Annotated in this window: 27 protein-coding genes; 3 read left to right on the top strand and 24 right to left on the bottom strand. The window is 53.4% G+C overall.

Annotated elements, in window-relative coordinates; all coding sequences use genetic code 11:
* The first annotated feature begins 46 nt into the window (after nt 1-46).
* Complete coding sequence (gene trmD, locus V2154_RS03550; protein WP_034787671.1) at nt 47-820, top strand: tRNA (guanosine(37)-N1)-methyltransferase TrmD; 774 nt, start codon at nt 47-49, stop codon at nt 818-820.
* Between the two features lie 48 nt (nt 821-868).
* Nucleotides 869-1216, top strand: a complete 348-nt coding sequence (gene rplS / locus V2154_RS03555; RefSeq protein ID WP_003849035.1) for a 50S ribosomal protein L19 — start codon at nt 869-871, stop codon at nt 1214-1216.
* 169 nt (nt 1217-1385) lie between these two features.
* Here rplS and V2154_RS03560 read toward each other — a convergent pair whose 3' ends face one another.
* The 24 genes from V2154_RS03560 to V2154_RS03675 all read right to left on the bottom strand — a co-directional run bounded on the left by V2154_RS03560 (nt 1386) and on the right by V2154_RS03675 (nt 17058).
* On the bottom strand, nt 1386-1577 hold the full coding sequence (locus V2154_RS03560; RefSeq protein ID WP_072009850.1) for an ogr/Delta-like zinc finger family protein: 192 nt from the start codon (nt 1575-1577) through the stop codon (nt 1386-1388).
* A gap of 70 nt (nt 1578-1647) precedes the next feature.
* Nucleotides 1648-2799, bottom strand: a complete 1152-nt coding sequence (locus tag V2154_RS03565; RefSeq protein WP_353501084.1) for a contractile injection system protein, VgrG/Pvc8 family — start codon at nt 2797-2799, stop codon at nt 1648-1650.
* Nucleotides 2796-3275 (bottom strand): phage tail protein, encoded by a 480-nt coding sequence (locus V2154_RS03570; RefSeq protein WP_034787692.1) that lies wholly within the window; start codon nt 3273-3275, stop codon nt 2796-2798. Before V2154_RS03570 ends, V2154_RS03565 begins: the two co-directional genes overlap by 4 nt.
* Entirely contained in the window at nt 3272-5161 is a 1890-nt protein-coding gene (locus tag V2154_RS03575; RefSeq protein WP_353501085.1) for a phage tail tape measure protein, read from the bottom strand. The genes V2154_RS03570 and V2154_RS03575 overlap by 4 nt, the downstream gene beginning before the upstream one ends.
* Entirely contained in the window at nt 5154-5276 is a 123-nt protein-coding gene (locus V2154_RS03580; protein WP_034787693.1) for a GpE family phage tail protein, read from the bottom strand. Before V2154_RS03580 ends, V2154_RS03575 begins: the two co-directional genes overlap by 8 nt.
* 32 nt (nt 5277-5308) lie before the next feature.
* On the bottom strand, nt 5309-5596 hold the full coding sequence (locus tag V2154_RS03585; RefSeq protein WP_353501086.1) for a phage tail assembly protein: 288 nt from the start codon (nt 5594-5596) through the stop codon (nt 5309-5311).
* Between the two features lie 76 nt (nt 5597-5672).
* A complete protein-coding gene (locus V2154_RS03590; protein ID WP_034787699.1) occupies nt 5673-6182 on the bottom strand; it encodes a phage major tail tube protein in 510 nt (169 codons plus the stop codon).
* A 14-nt stretch (nt 6183-6196) separates the two neighbouring features.
* A complete protein-coding gene (locus V2154_RS03595; protein ID WP_100937975.1) occupies nt 6197-7366 on the bottom strand; it encodes a phage tail sheath protein in 1170 nt (389 codons plus the stop codon).
* A 368-nt stretch (nt 7367-7734) separates the two neighbouring features.
* Nucleotides 7735-8163 carry a tail fiber assembly protein gene (locus tag V2154_RS03600; RefSeq protein ID WP_353501087.1) on the bottom strand — a complete coding sequence of 143 codons (429 nt, stop codon included), beginning with the start codon at nt 8161-8163 and terminating at the stop codon, nt 7735-7737.
* Between the two features lie 2 nt (nt 8164-8165).
* Nucleotides 8166-9434: a phage tail protein gene (locus V2154_RS03605; protein WP_353501088.1), complete on the bottom strand. Its 1269-nt coding sequence runs from the start codon at nt 9432-9434 to the stop codon at nt 8166-8168.
* The gene (locus tag V2154_RS03610) at nt 9424-10038 is read right to left on the bottom strand and encodes a phage tail protein I (protein WP_353501089.1); all 615 of its coding nucleotides are present in this window, start codon (nt 10036-10038) and stop codon (nt 9424-9426) included. Before V2154_RS03610 ends, V2154_RS03605 begins: the two co-directional genes overlap by 11 nt.
* Nucleotides 10031-10939, bottom strand: a complete 909-nt coding sequence (locus tag V2154_RS03615) for a baseplate assembly protein (RefSeq protein WP_353501090.1) — start codon at nt 10937-10939, stop codon at nt 10031-10033. The genes V2154_RS03610 and V2154_RS03615 overlap by 8 nt, the downstream gene beginning before the upstream one ends.
* Before the next feature lie 4 nt (nt 10940-10943).
* Nucleotides 10944-11294, bottom strand: a complete 351-nt coding sequence (locus V2154_RS03620) for a GPW/gp25 family protein (RefSeq protein WP_034787717.1) — start codon at nt 11292-11294, stop codon at nt 10944-10946.
* Nucleotides 11291-11932 (bottom strand): phage baseplate assembly protein V, encoded by a 642-nt coding sequence (locus V2154_RS03625; protein WP_353501091.1) that lies wholly within the window; start codon nt 11930-11932, stop codon nt 11291-11293. Before V2154_RS03625 ends, V2154_RS03620 begins: the two co-directional genes overlap by 4 nt.
* An 86-nt stretch (nt 11933-12018) precedes the next feature.
* Entirely contained in the window at nt 12019-12480 is a 462-nt protein-coding gene (locus tag V2154_RS03630; protein ID WP_353501092.1) for a phage tail protein, read from the bottom strand.
* Nucleotides 12443-12688, bottom strand: coding sequence for an Rz1-like lysis system protein LysC (gene lysC / locus V2154_RS03635; protein WP_353503907.1), 246 nt, complete (start codon nt 12686-12688; stop codon nt 12443-12445). The genes V2154_RS03630 and lysC overlap by 38 nt, the downstream gene beginning before the upstream one ends.
* Entirely contained in the window at nt 12576-13001 is a 426-nt protein-coding gene (lysB, locus tag V2154_RS03640; protein WP_353501093.1) for an Rz-like lysis system protein LysB, read from the bottom strand. Before lysB ends, lysC begins: the two co-directional genes overlap by 113 nt.
* Nucleotide 13002: 1 nt before the next feature.
* Nucleotides 13003-13512, bottom strand: a complete 510-nt coding sequence (locus V2154_RS03645; RefSeq protein ID WP_353501094.1) for a lysozyme — start codon at nt 13510-13512, stop codon at nt 13003-13005.
* Nucleotides 13493-13714: an HP1 family phage holin gene (locus tag V2154_RS03650; protein ID WP_353501095.1), complete on the bottom strand. Its 222-nt coding sequence runs from the start codon at nt 13712-13714 to the stop codon at nt 13493-13495. The genes V2154_RS03645 and V2154_RS03650 overlap by 20 nt, the downstream gene beginning before the upstream one ends.
* Nucleotides 13705-13908: a tail protein X gene (locus V2154_RS03655; protein WP_353501096.1), complete on the bottom strand. Its 204-nt coding sequence runs from the start codon at nt 13906-13908 to the stop codon at nt 13705-13707. The genes V2154_RS03650 and V2154_RS03655 overlap by 10 nt, the downstream gene beginning before the upstream one ends.
* Before the next feature lie 244 nt (nt 13909-14152).
* Entirely contained in the window at nt 14153-14356 is a 204-nt protein-coding gene (locus tag V2154_RS03660) for a hypothetical protein (protein WP_353501097.1), read from the bottom strand.
* A gap of 52 nt (nt 14357-14408) precedes the next feature.
* Nucleotides 14409-16442: a replication endonuclease gene (locus tag V2154_RS03665; protein WP_353501098.1), complete on the bottom strand. Its 2034-nt coding sequence runs from the start codon at nt 16440-16442 to the stop codon at nt 14409-14411.
* 15 nt (nt 16443-16457) lie between these two features.
* Nucleotides 16458-16679 (bottom strand): TraR/DksA C4-type zinc finger protein, encoded by a 222-nt coding sequence (locus V2154_RS03670; RefSeq protein ID WP_353501099.1) that lies wholly within the window; start codon nt 16677-16679, stop codon nt 16458-16460.
* 109 nt (nt 16680-16788) lie between these two features.
* Nucleotides 16789-17058, bottom strand: coding sequence for a hypothetical protein (locus tag V2154_RS03675; RefSeq protein ID WP_353501100.1), 270 nt, complete (start codon nt 17056-17058; stop codon nt 16789-16791).
* Between the two features lie 174 nt (nt 17059-17232).
* On the opposite strand from V2154_RS03675, the gene V2154_RS03680 reads away from it, so the two are divergent.
* A complete protein-coding gene (locus V2154_RS03680) occupies nt 17233-17823 on the top strand; it encodes a phage repressor protein CI (protein ID WP_100938270.1) in 591 nt (196 codons plus the stop codon).
* Nucleotides 17824-17901 lie beyond the last annotated feature (78 nt).

Below are 17901 nucleotides of genomic sequence, written 5' to 3' on the forward strand. Positions count from 1 at the left end.
TAGCTAAAGGCAGGTTGGGTGGACAATCGTTTGAAGGGAGTGGGCTATGTGGATCGGTATAATTAGCCTGTTTCCTGAGATGTTCCGCGCAATTACCGATTACGGGGTAACTGGCCGGGCAGTAAAGAATGGCCTGTTGAGCGTAAATTGCTGGAGTCCTCGTGACTTCGCATACGATCGACATCGTACCGTGGATGAGCGGCCTTACGGCGGCGGTCCCGGAATGCTGATGATGGTGCAACCCTTGCGGGAAGCGATCCACGCAGCTAAAGCGGCGGCAGGCGAAGGTGTGAAAGTGATTTATCTTTCACCTCAGGGTCGCAAACTGGATCAAACCGGTGTTTGCGAACTGGCGGCCCACCAGAAAATTATTCTGGTTTGTGGGCGCTATGAAGGGATTGATGAGCGCGTGATCAAAACCGAAATTGACGAAGAATGGTCAATTGGCGATTACGTTCTCAGTGGTGGAGAAATACCGGCAATGACGCTGATTGATTCAGTCTCCCGCTTTATACCGGGCGTCTTGGGTCGTCAGGCCTCAGCAGAGGAAGATTCTTTTGCGGATGGTTTGCTGGATTGCCCTCACTACACCCGCCCTGAAGTGTTAGAAGGTATGGAGGTACCGCCAGTTCTGCTGTCGGGAAATCATGCTGATATACGTCGCTGGCGCCTGAAACAGTCGCTGGGTCGAACCTGGCTTAGAAGACCTGAACTTCTAGAAAACCTAGCTCTGACTGACGAGCAAGAGGTGTTGCTGAGAGAGTTCCAAAAGGAACATCGACTCAGTCAACAAGACTATGAAGGGAACGCTCAAGCTTAGCGCTGAGCCCTCCCGATATATCAGTTTACCTAGGGTAAGAGACATATTATGAGCAATATCATTAAACAAATCGAACAAGAGCAGATGAAGCAAGACGTACCTTCATTCCGTCCGGGTGATTCCGTGGAAGTTAAGGTATGGGTCGTTGAAGGTTCTAAAAAGCGTCTGCAGGCATTCGAGGGCGTGGTTATCGCTATCCGTAACCGCGGTCTGCACTCTGCATTCACTGTTCGCAAAATTTCTAACGGCGAAGGTGTTGAGCGTGTATTCCAAACTCACTCCCCAGTAATCGACAGCATTGCTGTTAAACGTCGTGGTGCCGTTCGTAAAGCTAAACTGTACTACCTGCGTGAGCGTACTGGTAAGTCAGCTCGTATCAAAGAGCGTCTTAACTAAGGTATCGCTAACGCGACATCTAATAGTTAATATAGAACAAGGGGTTAGCCATCGGCTAACCCCTTTTTTTTGTGCTCAGTGACTACAAATTGGCTACACAAAAAAGCCTGCGGGGTAGCAGGCAAAGGGAGGAGCAAAAAATAGAGGGTGTTGTCGATACTGAAGAAGCTTAGACTGCGCGCATTCCAGCTTGCAAATTCACACCCGGCTTGGAAATAACCCGAGCCACGGATTCGTGAGTCGCAAAGGTGCAGCTGCATTCAATATTCTGGCACTGATGATAACGTTCTTTGGTAGATTCACTGAGATAGCGGCTCGAGCGGGTATGAGCGACTTTTCCGCATAGTGGGCAATGCATCATAAAAACCTCCAGCGTTTGGGTAAGCGTTGTAGTGATTATGAAACATGAATCTCGCAAAAGCAAGTTTATATTATATTGAAGTTGCTTGGTAAGTAATATCCTCTACATATACCTTCAATTTCAAGGTGGTGACGAACCCCTGTCCAGCAACATCATGAACCACGGAATCGATGATCCAGCGCTGCTGGTCAATCACGTCTTTAAAACCACTGACAGTCACGGGAGTTTGCGCGAACAGATCAGCCCTGCCTAAGGCCAAAGTTATGTCGAAGGTGGCAGCGTCATATTGGATCTGCTTAAAAATCGCATCAGCCGCGCGAGTAGCAGACTCCTCATCGGGATAAATTTTATTCAGCTCCAGTACTTTCTTATTGGAGCCAGAGATGTAACTCTCCTCCTTGGCGCTTCCCGCAGCACTTGGCGATGCCGGTGTTTTAGCATTAGGATGCGACACCTTAGCACTGCTATTTGCCTTCTCGGTTCGCTGCACGCCGACCTTATTGGATTGCCCCTTTTTCACATCATGCCATTTGGCTTTTACGCCGCTGTAGGCCAGCACGTCGGATAATTTAAATGAATGCGTGTCACCGTCCGAACGTTCAATTGTCATCCATGGGATAGCTTTACCCGAACCCGTGATGCCATACCCCGGCTTGATAAAGATAATTTGGCCGTACTTTACCGTAGCCTGAGCGCCATACATTTGCGCCAGCCGCATAAGGAAGAAGGCATCGGTTTCGCCAGTCTGGTCAATATGGGCAATCTTTATCGCCGCCATTTCCGGCAATAAGTTTGCCGGAGGCAGCTTATTACGGCGAGATATCAGATTAACGATCGCACCCAGAGTGGTGTCATCGTAAGAATAACTTCCCTGAGTGTTCATTGATTCACGCAAGTCGGCACTTCTTGCAGTGACGTCGAGAGTGTCCGGTGCTCCTTTGTGTATCACGGTATCTACCACAAAACGGCCACAGCCAATCAGGTTTTGACCCGCCCAGCCCAGACTTAGGCTCAAAACGGTGCCGCGCTCGGGCATTTGGAATGCGCCATCACTATCATCAAAAGTGATATTTAGCATATCAGCGGCAAAACCGCTGTTGTCGGTCATTTGCAATGACATCACGCGCTCGCTGACGTTTCTTTCTAAAGCTTTATCTTCTACGCTCAGCATAAAGTCAGGCATGATTTTCGCCCCAGCGGGCAATTGTAGTTGGGTTATCATAGGCTTACTCCATTAGGAAAGAGTTGTTTTACGGTGTTACTCGCCTTGTTATACAACCCCTTTGCCTGCTCCTGTAGATCACCGAACATGGCCGCATAGGACTCATCGACGCGTTTAAGCGTCAGTTCAAAGCTGATATTACGCGCCCGGCCATCGGTGTTTAGCTGTGAGTTGGTGTGATTAAAGCTTTGAACCACAAACATGCCATAGATGGTGCCGCTACCTTCAATTAGCGGCCAAGCTCGCCCCGAGTCCGCCATACTTTCAAACACTTGCAGGTAGGTTTGGCCTCCGGTGACTTCCGGCAAGAGCTGACCGGTGAGGGTGATAGTTTCGGTACCCAAGCCAAGGTATTGAGTGATCGGGCGTTGTCCAACGCGCTTATTTTCCACCCAGCCGTAGCCGACGTCTCTTTTCAAAGTCTGATAGGGTAAGGTTCTGAGTTTGAAGACAAATAAACCTAGCGTCATCATCATGAGTACATACCTCCATAGCCAAACTGGCCTAGCCGGTCGTTGGTTTTATTCCATTCGCGCTGATTGATGGCGTCGTTGAACCAACCAGTAAATTGGTCTTTATCAGCACCGTTAGTTGTGTTGTAACTTAAGTTAAATGTGGTGGAACGGTTGTCAGTTAATGAGTTTGAGCTATTCGTTCTCGCGGGTTGATACAGGTTGAGGGCACCGCCGCTAGGAGGCGCGCTGTCGCCAAATAACGGTGCATTTGGCTCAGCAGATGCACTGCCTGATGACCCCTTGTCATCGGACTTATTCCAACCAAATAATGAATCTATTCCCTTACGGACCCAGTTAAATACAGCCCCCATCTGTGAGAAGGCCTCGTTTAAATCTAAAAACAATTGTGCAATGGCAGCCCCCACTTTCTTGCCAACATCTCCTACACCATTCAGTGTTTCTTGGGTAAATTCGATGGGCTTAAACAGGTCGGTTATCCAGCCCAAGGCGGTTTTGAAGGGAGCGAAAGCATCACTGACCGGACCCATAGCGGCAGTAAAACCTTCAATAACACCGCCAACAAAGGCTTTGATCGGCTCCCATAGCTGCGCTACCACAATGGCGATACCGGCAATAATGGCGATAAGCGCCACGACCGGGCCGCCAACTGCAGCAAAGGCTCCGGCCATAATGCCGCCCGCGCCGCTAAACACCGTCCCCAGCAACCCGGCACCCGCCATCAGCATATTTACGCCACTCAGCACCGGCGCGATAACGCCGCCTAAGAAGCCCAGTCCGCTAATCAAGCCGGTGACGCCTAAAGCCAGACCGAGCAGGGCGTTCACCATCTGTGGGTTATCGGTTATCCAGGTGTTGAGGGTGTTCAGCCAGCCGGTGGCGGTCTGGGTTAGCTGGCGCAATGCGTCGCTTTGGCCTGCAAACAGGTTGATGCGGATGGTGTCCCAGCTGGCGAACAACTTGGTGATATCGCCATCCAGATTGTCGCCTTTGACCGTGACGGCCATTTGCTCTGCTGGCGTTGCGCCGTTCAGCGCCACCGGAGTCTGAGCCAACACCTGATCGGCACTCATGCCGCCTTTAGCCAGCTCTTTTTGCTTCGCCACGACGTCGGAAGGCGCATGGCCAGAAGCCGCCATCGACAAACTCTGTTGGCGCAGCGCCGCCGTGCGCGAATCGCCATTATTGAGATGCAGCATGGCTTGCACCTCAGAAAGCCCCGCCTCTAAATCGGCACCGGGCTTGAGCAGGTTTTTTACCAGCTCGAGTTTGGGTTGTGCGAAAGCCTTGGCTGAAGCACTCGCGTTTTTAAGTTGAGAAACACTCTGTTGGCGATTTTTATATTTTTGCCCAATCAGATTACCTTTGAGCTCCAGCGATTGCTGACGACTGGCAGCCGTCGTCTGGATCTGATCTTGAACACGCAGTTTCTCCGCCGGAATATCATCGGTGTTAATCCCTTTGGCGCGCAGCGATTCAGTTTGCTTGCTGACCGATTTACTCAAAATCTCATGCTTTTTAAACTGTTTAGCGCTGATACTCCGGGCTTCTTGCAGAATCTGCTGCTGCACGGCAGAGTGGTTTTCTGGCGTAGACAGATGAATATCCGCCTCCAGTGAGACAACGCGAGCCTTAGCGCTGTCTAGCCGTTGGCGGCTCAGCTGCATTTTGTCCTGTGTCGACTCCAGCTTATTGATCGCTTTACTCTGCTGGTTGAACGAAATTAACTCCTTACTTGCCTCGCGAATGTCACTGGTGACCATGCTGAACAAGGTCATTGGAGGCGGGGTCCTAAGGCGCGCCCACACGTCGGCACTGGCCTGCGCTAATGACAACATTTCTTGCCTGATCCGCCCCAGCGTCTCGGGCATTTGCTCAAGATTACTCATCAGTTTTTACTCCGCTGCGTTGCAACGCCTTATATCGCCAGTTCATCAGTTCGGTTAGCGACATGCCGTCCATTTCGGACGGCGGCCAATGAAAAATCACCGCGATATCTGCCATGAGATCATCCACGGTCAGGCGGGGGGATATCTCTACCCGTCCTGTTTCGGCGATAAAAAACCGATCACCTTGCCTGCCAGCGCAATCAGGTCCGGCAACTCCAGGCGTGAGCACTCTTCTTTGGTCAGGTTCGGGTAGGTGATGCGGGGAAGAATGGTGATCAATGCGTCAACGTCGGCGTTCGCCAGCGCCGCCAGGCCGATACCGCGCAGGCTACCCGCATTGGGTTTGGTCACCTGAATTTCACTAATTTCTACGTCGCCGCGCTTTAGCGGGACATCAAGAATGACGGTGTTGTCGTGGTTTTCAACTGTGCTCATGAGATTTCCTCGATACGATATTGGAGACTAATGCAAAAGAAGCCGGCAATTGCTGCCGGCTAGAGAGCAGGGGGGATTACAGGCCGAGCGCCGAGCGATGCTCTGCCAGACGATCAACGCCGTTGACGATTTCAACCATGTTGACGGTGTCGACTTCAATCAGCTCTTTGCCATCAATGGTCAGCTTGAAGTAAGTACACTGGGTCGAAATCTTGGTTTCGGTGTCTTCGCCTTGCTTGTATTCGCCGAAGTCGAACTCTTTGTGGCGGCCGCGCATCACCACTTCGACTGCGGAGATATCGCCAGTGTCGTCACGCTGGAAGGAGCCAGCAAAGCGCAGCGGGATATCCGCCGTGCTGCCCCACTGCTGCAACACCAGTTCGTCCATGCCGCCGATGGTCCATTCCAGCGCCAGCGCGTCGTCGTCCAGGCCGAAGTCCACGGAGACCGAGCCGCTCATGCCGCCGCCACGGTAGTTTTCCAGCTTGCGAGTCAGTTTTGGCAGAGTCAGCGAGGAGACCACGCCGAGGTAGCTGTTCCCGTCATTGAACAGGTTCAGGTATTTCAGTTTCTTAGGGAGTGCCATGAGTCAAATTCTCCTTAGCTGTTCACGGAGGCGGCAAAGTTCACCAGATATTTATCGGTGATGCGTTGGCGCAGGGTCAGATCTTCAAGTGGTGGAACCGGCGTGTAGTCGTAATCGATGTACAGCTTGCCCGCTTTCAGCGTCTCAGGCGTGTTGGCCGATTCGTCATACCAGCAGTTGCCATCAATGATGTAACCCGCGGATTTCATCTCGCGCATTTTGGCTTTGATGCCGTCAATCATGTCGCGGATCAGGGACGGCGTGAGTGGCTTATCGACCGCCCACATGTGCGCTTCGGCCATGGTGTCAGCCAGAACTTGTGCTGTGCGGGTGTAGTTTTCAAAGGCGAAAAGTGGGTCGTCGCTACAGGTGCGGTTGCCCCAAAAACGGAAGCCATCTTTGCGTACCAGCGTGGTGACGCTGGCTTCGTTCAGCAGGTCTGCGTCGGTGCCGGTAGCTTGCAAGTCCCAGAACACGCTGGCGGACAGGCCGGTTACGCCGTTGACGCCGACGTTAGACAGGGTTTTATGCCAGCCAGTTTCCTGGTCGATTTTGGCACGGAGGCCCAGCGCCCGCGCTGAAGCATAGGCAATATCAGACTGGCTGGTTGTGGTGTTCCAGTTAACGAAATCAGGCCAGATCAGCATCAGCTCGCGCTGGCTGAAGTTCTCGCGATACTTAATGGCGTCAGAAATGGTTTTCGCACCATAAACGCTGACATAGCCGAAAGCGCGCAGCTGTTGGCAAACTGCCGCCAGCGCCGTTGCGACGGCTTGGTTGTCATGTCCCGGTACGCCAAGAATGCGCGGTTTAACGCCCAGCTCAGCCTGTGCAGAAAGCAGGGCTTTCATGCCGGTGTAACGACCGTTGGCATCAGAACCGCCGATGATATTGGTGGTCGTCGCTGCCTCATCTTCGCCTTCGGCAACGCGCACAACCACCGTCACCGGCTTACATTGGTCAGCGATTGCCAACAACGCCGGGCCGAGCGTACCGGTTTTACCCGCCTTGCCGCTGGCAGCCAGCACGTCAGTGATCAACACCGGAGTGTTGAGTGGGAACAGGGTTTTGTCCGCGTCTTCGGCAGTACAAACTAAGCCGATAACAGCGGTTGAAACAGTAGAAATAACGCGTGTACCGTCGTTGATTTCAACAACACGTACGCCGTGGTGATAATCAGCCATCGGGTTGACTCTCTCTTTTGTGGGTGGTGAAGCAAGGATGCCGACAAAGAGAGAAGCCTGCACTCGATGGCAGGCGTGGGGGGAATGGCACAACAGGGCGGGGGTTATTTAACTTCGATTGGTTAAAAAGATTTCTTGATTCATATTTATAATGCTTTATATATAGTTCAAAAAAAATAACATCTAGTGGTTATTTTAGGAGGGTGTCAGTGTTGAACGTTTTAATAAGCGTGCTGCTCGGGTTTATTTAGTGATGCGGGGTGTTTTTCTTTTGGTTTACTGAGTTTTTTTATGCGATTTCTTTTAAAGGAAAAGGGGGAGATATTAAATTTTAACATCCATAATATGTCGCCCCTTGAAATTTATTTTTACTCTGGTTTCTTAGGCCATGTGATGTCTGAATCTACGGGAATTTCAATGTTCTCTAATGCATCAAGGTAATCTAACCAAAGGTTGTATTTTTTAAATTCATCGTCCTTCAGTCTACCTAATGCTACTTTCCCAGGCCATTGTTTATTATTAATAAACGAGTTGGCTTCGGAGATTTTAGAGTTTTTTTTCTCTTCATTTATAGAAATTATCTCATTCCTAGTTAGTGGTGGTCGTGGTACCCATATTGGAAAACCATTTTCATCTGCACCAGGTATACTTTTATTTTGGGGTGAATTAATGAATTCATTGTAAATTTCATCCGTTACCCTTACTCCGTCCTCAGGCCATGATCCAGAGCTAACATAATCATCCTTTAAAATAACGGGATAAAAAGCCATTGTTTTTGCGCTAAAAATATATTGCATTTTTAATCTCCAATTGCGATCCAGCTAATAGGTGTTTGTACTCGATATAGAGTTCCTCCGTTGGTTGTTGCCCACGCGGCTACTACGAAATTAATTCTATCCGAAGGCTTCATCATGACGATGTTAGCATTATTTACGTCTACAGCTGAACCAGTGGCTTGGTAAACGTTATTAGGGAAGGGAATCGGAAACGGTAGAGATACTAGGCTGTTTGAACTAGTTGCCGCCTCTCCCCATTGTATAATTAACCCACTAGGAAGTCGTTGGTATCCGTTGGGGAATAAACTTGAGCCAAACAATGGTGAATATTTAAGAGTGCCATTCCCATAGATCTCCCAATTTGGGCTCGTGCTGCCCTCACTGACAATAGTTAATGTTTCTTGTGTTGTTAGAGTTATTGTTGTTGTTCTATTTCCCTCAGGTCCATTAGAAAAATAATTACCCTGTTGAGTCTGAAGAACCACTGGGGAACCATTCCCGCCGAAGCAGTAAATGGTGATTAGTTTACCGGCTGGAAGAGTATTCATAGTTGGCAACTTTATAGTCTGACCATTTGCCTCAATGACGATGACGCTGCCAAAATCACTGGCAGAAATGCTAGTTTTGTTTCCAAATCCACTCACACCCGAATACTCAAAACCTCGCTCCTTTAAACCAAGGTTTGAAAGAACCGCTGAAACGGCATCTGGGCCAAGGGTTTTGATTTCTGCCAGAGATTTACTGATCTGCAAATACTGATTATGCGGATTGGCTGCCGCGACGTGTTTGGCTAATTGATCATCGGTATAGGCTTTAACCTCGATGACCTTATCGTCGACGTATTTGCGGGTAGCCAGCACCACTGACGGATCGATTTTCAGGGTGACCGCGTCGGTGCTGCTGACAACGATGATCATGCGCACGGTTTGGGTTCGCCCGCTGCCTTCTTGCAACTGAGGCTTATATGTCTCTGGGCAATTGGCGATGGCGATCAGCGTATTGTCTTGGTCGAATAAGCCGATTTCGCGGATCCAGAAACCGCCCTGATCCTCAGGGATAATCTGCTCGGCGATGATCTGGTTGGTATTCGCCGGGTCAACGCTTAGCGAATTCAACGACGCTCGGCGCTTTTCGCCAATCAGCTTAGTTTGAGCAGGATAGGGCGTTGGCAATACGCCGCCGCCGTCGCCCACCGCCATTTGGGTAAGGCTCAATTGCGTACCGAGCGCGGTCGCATTAGCCAGTTTGGCTGCGCCCTGATTGGTCAGCAGGGCAAAAAATTTAGCTGTCATAGTTTACTCTCAGGTTGTCGATTAAATGGATTGCTGAACCGGTGATTGCAGCGCCGGACGCGGTAATGGTTTCAGGGAAATAGGGGTAAACCGTCAGCTCTTCGCCGTCGTAACTCGCGGCAGCTATCAGGCAATCGCCGCTGACATCGAGATTGATTGACAACCCAATCAGATGGCGGCTACAAGGCTTGGCGTCGGCAATCAGGCGCTCAAGCTCTTGGTACATCTCTTCGGTGATACCGGTTTCCAGCACGCCAACGTCCAGACGAAACGTGCCAGGTGCGTCTTGGGTTTGCCACCACTCTATGACGCGGATCAGATAGCCCAGCGGCTCGACCACCCGACGCAACGCGCCGGTGGTGCCTTTGTGTTTATGAATAAACCAGGCGGCGCGCACCGCCGCGCGTTTCGCTGATTCAGACCATTTCTCATCCCATCTGTCGACCGAAAACGCCCACGCCAGATAGGGCAGCAGAGGCAGCGGGCAGGTATCCGGGTTCCACAACAGGCGCAGCGGGACCGGCAGACGGGCTATGTGTGAGAGTGCCTCGGCTGCCGCGATTTCAAGTTGCGTTGAGCCGGAAGGCAGCAGGCGATCATTCATCAGACCCTCCGACCGACAGGCTGTAGGCCGTGCACAGCGAGGCCTGAGTTTTATCCAGCACGATATCCGCCAGCGGCGATTGCAGCTCTACACGCTGAACACCTTCAACGTGCAGCGCGGCATAAATAGCCGACAGGCGAATGTCACGACCTAGCCGCCCTTGGGTGTTGATGTACTTTTTGAGCTGTGCTTCAGAGGCCGCGCGCACGGGTTCGATTTCAGGGGCGGGCAGCACGTAGAGCACCGCGTCAATCTGGTAAGGCACAATCTCGGCGGCCTGCACGGTGACCCGGTCTGCGACGGGGCGAACGTCTTCGTCATTCAGCGCTTTATCCACCGCGGCCAATAAATCTGGTGTGGCTTTGCCATCGTTATCACGCGACAAAATGGTGATCGTGACTTCGGCAGGAGATGGACTGATGGCTGACGCGTCTGCCACGCGGCCATCGGCACTGCGAGCATGAAACTCATAAGCACCACTCGGCCCCGCCACGCTCAACCCTTCGAAAGCTTGTGGGATGCGCATGCGCAGGTCACTGTCGCTTTCCATCACGGCGTCAGTGGGGGGAATGGTGCTGCTGTCGGCCGGTTTGAGCACCAGACGCTGCACGCCATTATTGGCCGCCAACTGGTCCAAATCGCTGCCGGTGGCGTAGGCCACCATCACGGCGCGCGCGGCTTCGTTAATCCGCTGGCGCAGGATCACTTCGCGGTAGGCGTTCTCCTGCAACAGCTTGACCAACGGCTCGGATTCCAGCGACAGGGTGCGGCTGATAGCCTCCTGTTGCTCGGGCGGATAGAGCGAAATCAGCGTGGATTTACGTTCTGCAAATAAGCTTTCATAGTCCAGTTGCTCCACCACATTGGGGGCGGGTAACTGGCTTAAATCGATAGTCGCCATAGTCTCAGCTCACAGGAATGCTCAGGGAAAATTCGGTGTCCGTATCGCTACGGCTGCCGGTCATGTCGACCACCATCTTGCCGTTATAGTCGGCATTGAAAGTGATGGAGGTCAGCGAAACTCGCGGCTCCCACTGCAACAGCGCGGTGTAGCAAACTGCCATGATTTGCAGGCGCAGCGCGTCGTTTTGCGGTTGGTCGATGAGTTCGGAAAGCAATGAGCCGTACTCGCGGCGCATCACGCGTGACCCAATCGGGGTCTGTAAAATGTCGCTCACTGACTGGCGAATATGGTCGAGATCTTCGATTGCCAGTCCCGTGTCGCGAGCCATGCCGAGATATTTAGCTTCACTCATTGCGGTCCTCCGGTTTGGCCGCCGCCGGTCTGAACGCCGCCGTGGCGGTGGGTGTGTAAGGCGATGCCGTTGGACGTCAGGCTACCGCCGCTGTGGCTGATATCGCCGGTCATGCTGCCGCCCTGTTGCACCTCGAGTGAGCCGGTGGTGAGCTTGTGGGTGCAGACCACTTCCGGGCTGTCGAGGGTGATGCGGGTGCTGGCGTGGCATTCAATCTGCGGCGCGGTGACTGTCACTTTCTCCGCCGCGCTCAGGGTGGCGGTTTTCACGCCGATCACGGTCAGAGCGCTGGTTGCCGGTTCATACTCGATAACCGCGCCGTCCGGGAAACTGAGGTGAACCGCGTCGGCAGAGGCCGAAGGGGCCGGGTTGGCGTCGGAGAAAATCGCAGGCAGCACGAAAGCCGTGTTCAGCTCGCCGCCCATCGACAGCAGCAGCACCTGCTCCCCCACCGAGGGCGCCCACCAACTGCGGCTCTTGCCCGCGCGGCTGGTCAGCCACGGTAGCCATGCTGTGGTGTTATCGCCGCTGGCGACGCGGCAGCGCGCATTCTCGAGGTCGACCGCGCTGACATTGCCGATGCGAATCAGGTTGTTGATCAGCCGCATCATGTCGTTGATTTGTGTGTATGTGTTCATGGGATTAAGGATGCCGTTTAACGAGGGAAGTCGACAATCGGAGACCGTCCGGCGGGCCGTGGCACAACGAGCGGTAGCCGAAAAGGTTACTCAGCCCATTGGCTGATCAGCTCGCCATTGAGGTAAACCTGGCGCGGTCGCGCGTTGTTTTCCGGCAGCGGCGGCTCGGGCAAGTGGGTGATGGTGCGCACGCCGTCGGCGTCCTTCACCTGCACGCGCTCGGTGAGTTGCAGCGTCAGGGTTAATGTGTCGGCCAGCTGGGTGAAGGTGAAATCCGTCAGCCGCCGCGCGCTGCTGCTCATCACTTCCGGCTGGTTGACGGTCAGCCAGTCCAGCACCTCGACCACGATAGGATCGGCAAGGGATTCGCTGAGGTCCGCCGTGGTGACGGCCAGCGTTAAGGGGTAGTGATATTCAAAGGAGAGGGAGGGCGCCGGCGTGGCCACCACGCTCCCCGGACCTGCGGTCACTTTTAAGATTTCTGGATGGGCGTTCAGCTCGGGGATTTGCTCAATGAGCCGCTGTTGAAGTTGCTTGGGTTTTAACACGATAAGTCTCCTGACACTGTTTAATGGCGTCGACCTGTAGGCCGCATGAGAGCAGCGCGGCTTCAAGTTGACGGACGTCGGCGCTCAAATCGCCGTTATTTTTGGGATGGCTGGCGGGTACCTGGCAGGCGCTGACTGGCGGACAGCCAATGTAAATAATCTGTGGCGGAGCTGAAGGCGGGGCGCTGGTGCAGCTGGCTAACAGCAGCGGGCAGAGCACTATCAGCCCAGGTTTTAACCAAGGGATCATCATTGCGGCTCCTTTGAAAGCGTTGTTCTCGTTGCCAAACCAGGCCGTTGGCCTGCGCTAACGCATCGCGCAGCGTGGCCTCAGCCTGTTCACGGGTTTGCATCTGCTGGTTGAGTTCAGCGATCAGCTGGTCGCGCTGGCTGAGCTGCTGGGCCAGCGCGTCGCGGCTTTGGGTCAGTTCGTGCTTGTCGCGCTGCAATCCGTGGCTGTAAACAATCATCCCCAGCAGCGCCAGACCCAACACGAAAAGGGCGATAAACAGTACGCGCATATCAGGCTCCTTTCAGGCACAAAGCCCGTTCTGCGGCTCTGCGGCGTTCAAGCCCGGCGGTGCGCACGCCATTAACAAACACCCAGCGCGGCAGCTGCTCGCAGGCATCGCGCCACTGATGTTTTTTGATGAAAAACGCCAGCGTCGAGTTGCACGAGGCGCGCACGCCCACATTGAAGGTAAACGCCACCACGGCGTCATACACCGGCTGCGGCATCTCCACCGGCATGCAGGCTTGCAGGCCTTTTTCGACATTTTTGATATCCGCCAGCAGGTTTTCGGCGGCCTGATGCTCGGTTATCTGCCCGGTGGGCGCCACGCCCGCCGTGTGACCAATACCGCTGGTCCAGACCCCGGCGCTGCATTGGTAAGGCGATAACTGGCAGCCTTCGAAATCGGCAATCAGCTTCAGCCCCTCGACCGAGGTAGAGATAGACAAGTAGCCCGGCAGCAGAAACATCAGCCCGAGAACCACGGCGGCGCTGCATTTTTTAAGAATTGAGGCGTTCATATTTCTCCTTACTCAGCCCGCTTCGGGCCAGCAGCAGATAGCTTTTTCGACGGTAGTACCAGTTGACTAAAAAGGTACCGATGCCGACGCCGGAGCCGACCAGAAAGGCGATATCCTCCAGCGACAGCCCACCCAGCCAGGCCATGAACGTCGCGATGAGGTAAGCGCAGGCCGAAGCCACGCGTTCGGCGGTTAGTCCCATAATCTGATGGACTCTTTGACTGACTTCTCCACCTGATCCGGCATCTCGACCGGGGTGCCGTGGGGCAGGATGGGGCCAAAATCCGCAATGCCTTTGTTCAGGCTGTAGACTTTTTCCACCATTGAGGCGGTGCGGCCATAAACGCGCCAGCACATCGAATCAACGGTATCCCCTTGTTGTGCATAAAGTTTCATGATGGTTTTCCGGTTTTGTGTGGATGAGCTGGGAGGAGTAGTTAGTGTCTGGAATGTGGCTTACGGGCGCAACGAGACGCGGTTGTGAACCTAATGGCACAACAGAGAGTGGGGCGAGGGGCAAACGTTTTTTAAGGAGAGTGGAGCAACAGGAGGAGACGCGAAACAACAGGGTGAAAGCAGGCGCGCTTAGCCAACTTTCGGCGAACCGAAACAAGGTGGCGTAAGCGCCTGACTCTTTGCGTTATGGATTTTTGCGACCGAGATCGTCATCCACGTTGCACAGCAAGGTTTCATTATGGTTATCAGGCAGGGCCTGACTCGCCAGTTCTGAAATCAACGACATGACAATAAGGAACTCTTGCGAATTGCATTGCGCCGTCTGCGAGATGTCGGCAATGACCTGAATACGCGAGAGTATTAATTGTTGTTTATTTAGGTTTTCCACCGTGCGGCCCTTCATTCACTGTGTTTATATACAGTATTATTTAATTAAAGGATCACGTCAATACTGTGTGTCTTTGAAATGCACTAATTGATTGATTTAGTGTTATTTCTTTGCGCCGATACTCATTTTTCATCTTAAAAGAATCCCAGCCATTAACCGGCGTTTTTGACGGCTTCCCAGTGGTTTGCTGCTCCTTTAATACATAAGCATTTCCACAGTTAATGACAGAACTCCAAGGCATAGGAATATCTTTATCGGTGGAAACTCTTTCACTATTTGGCTCACGGCGAACCACCCGCCAGCGGCTGAAACGTGTCTGGTAGCAATGATCTTCACCCAGATGCGGAGCATAGATGCCGACCACCTCTTTCTGCTCTTCGGCGTAGCGATTGAAACGCCCGCGGGGTTGGCGGGCAACGCGCACCGTTTGCTGGTGGCGCGGAACATTGGTGCCGCCCTGCGAGTGAATGTAGCCCGCGTAGTCGCCGCAGTCGGCGGCGTGGCGCACCTCTTCCACTCGGCGGTCAAAGCTGTTTTCCAGACTGACGCCGCGAATACGCCGACACTCGCGGTAAGTACCCACCGAGGGCAGGCCGATGGGGTGAAATTGCGGGATGCGCCAAGTGGACGCCCAGGCGGTGACGGCGGCGGCGCTCTCTTTCAGCGGCTTGCCGGAGTCGAAATCCACTTCGCCATCCAGCGCGTAGCCGTCGATATTTTTCGAGATGTATTTAGCGATGTAAGCCGCCGCGCCGCCGCGATTCAGCGGCTTACAGTCGAAACGGTTTTTAGCTGCGCCCGGCTCGTCGCCCTCTTCCTGCAAGGCGTAGCGGCGCATAATGTCGATGGCGGTTTGTTGCTGGCTTGGCGCGGTAAACAGCATCAGGTGCCAGTGCGGCGTGCCGTCGTGGTGCGGCTCTACCACCCGGACGCCGTAGATTTTGATGTTTTTATCTTTGAACGCCGTGCGGACTTTCGCCCACACGGCGACCAGATAGCGTTGAGCATCTTTCGGCGAAAAAGCCTGCTCATCCCAGCGGCCGTTGAAATTCACATGGCCGTTGAACATGCGGGTAGGGTGGTATTTCGACGGCGTGGTCAGGGTGATAAACAGGCCGCGATCGCCCTGATCGCTGGCGACCTGCTCGACTCCGGCAATTAGCGTCATCAGCTCCATCCGGCGAATGGCCGGGTTAGCAATGCTCGACATAACCGTCTCCAGCATATTGATGCGCTCGCCGGTCTGCTCGTTCTGCAAATCGTTTTGCTTGAGATAATTAATCATCGAAAGGCGTCGCGAGCGCACCTCGCGCTGGGCGTTTTTGCTGACATAGGCCGAGACGCGGCGGTTGACATAACCTCCGGCAATCATCAACGCCTCGCGCCAGCGCGCCTGTTGAGCAAGGAGCTGGCTTCGCCACCAGTCGGCATTCACCAGCCGCGACAAGCTGGCGATGGCGGCGTGAGCATCCAGCTTGCCCTCAGTGAAGCGCGACCAGTGCAAAGGCGTGACGTTTAAGGCACGCGCCATACCAGCCACTATCGAGTAGAGCTGGTTTTGCGTGGCATCGCTGAGCAAATCCTCCGGAGAGCTTGTCAGCGCAAGCTGGCGGTCGCACAGGTGTTCATAAGCTTCGTGGCAGTGCGCAGCTACTCGCCATGCCAGACTTTTCAGCTGTTTTTCATTTAAATCGGGCAGGCGGTTATAGGTCTCTTCTTCGGCCAGAAAGCGCAGCGAAACTTGCCGTTTGAGTTGATTCTTCCCCATGACTTTCTGCACCCTTGGCCATAGCCGCTGGGCAAATGTCTGCTTGAGAAAGGCATTTGCCTTCTGCCTGCCTTCATCATCTAACAGGTGCTGGTAGCGCTGTTGCAATGGAAAGCGCAGGCAGGCGGGCAGGGCGAGAAGCTGGCTCAGCGCCGCCTGGGCTTGGCTATCTACCTGATAGATTGGCGCGGAAACTTCGCGCGTTATCGCCTTACGCGGCGCATTCCACCACCACTGGCCGACAAAGGGCGCGGCGGCGGGTGGGGGAAAACGCGGCGGTGGCGTCGGGGCGAAACGCCCGCGATGAAGGTGATGCATAGGGCAGATGTCCAATTAAGGGTGTCGAAAATGCCGGGCATTCTTCTCAGCAATTTCCTGGCAATGTATACAGCGCTGCACGCCGATAATTAATCGTCGTCGCGGCTCAGGTATCTCTTCGGCGCAATCCTCACAAAAGAAGGCAGAAGCTTGGCGTACCGCCGTTTTCGCCTGCGCAATCTGGGCATCGAGCACTTTGGCCTGCCACTCTTGCGCATCGTCTATCCAATCGGGCATGGTGTTTTCCTTATAAATCGTCAGCCGCCAGACTCCGGTTTTAGCTAATGGGAGGCCCGACGGGTTACACGTCATTGTTGAGTTAAGGGTGGAGAGCGAGTTTCTAGGCTTACCTGAAGAGATTATTCAGCCTGCTGCCGAACTGCTTAATCGCCAGCACGGCGTCAATCACGGACTGTTTTTCACCGGGAGAGAGCTCTTCAAAGGTCATGTTGACGTGCCTGACCTTCAATCCCGCGAGGAAACACAGGGTTCTTTTCCACTCTTCCGGCGCGTTATCAAATAGCGTCTGCATCTGATTACCCGTGGTGTGGAAATGCCGTTTTTTAATCATTTCAAGGTGATGTAATCCTTGTTCACGCTGGGTTTTGCTGCCCATAAACATGGTTTCCTCCCAGTTTTCACGGTTTGGAAGTTGAGAATGAATAGATAATGATCGCCTTGGCGCGAAATTTGTTATCATTACGCGTCCAATTTCAGGCTATAGATGAAATTTAAACTTGATTTTGCAAGTCGTCAAGATGGTTTTTTAAGTTTGAGAGGTTTTTGCGAGATGCGGCTGGATGAACTCGAAGGTGGTAAAGCCGTGCTGGGACGGATGCTACAGGCATACGGTTTCAGCATGCAAAAAGAGCTGGGTGACTTGTATGGTCTCTCCTCAGGTACCATAAGTACTTGGGTAAGAAGAGATTACTTCCCCGGCGATGTGGTAGTGGCTTGCGCTATCGATACCGGCGTTTCTTTGCGTTGGCTGGCGACGGGCAAGGGCGATATGCATGACAATCAGCCGAATGCTCAACAGTCGGGCGACGCCATCACTAAACTTGCAAAATTGAGATTGCGCGGCGGCGCGTTGGAAGACGAGGGCCTGTGGGCGGTTGATAGCTCGCTGGTGGACGCTTCCGTGGAAAAGCCGACCTATCTGGTTAAAGGCAATCACTCTTGGATCATCGATTTAGGCAGCGCCAATATCGGCAATGGCCGCTGGCTGCTTGATATCGATGGCGATGTTGACGTGTATGACGTGGCGCGTTTGCCCGGAAACCGTTTAAAAATCACCAGTCAGGCCACCACCTTCGACTGTAATGTCGACGATGTGAAAGCCTTAGGCCAAGTGTTCATCACCCTCGAACGTAACCTTTAAGACGGCTTCCAGCCAACCCGCCTCGCAGTGTTATCGCATTCAGGGTGGGGCATCTCACTCCGTCAGTGTCGCCTTCAT

This window comes from Ewingella sp. CoE-038-23 (assembly GCF_040419245.1).
GTDB lineage: Bacteria > Pseudomonadota > Gammaproteobacteria > Enterobacterales > Enterobacteriaceae > Ewingella > Ewingella allii.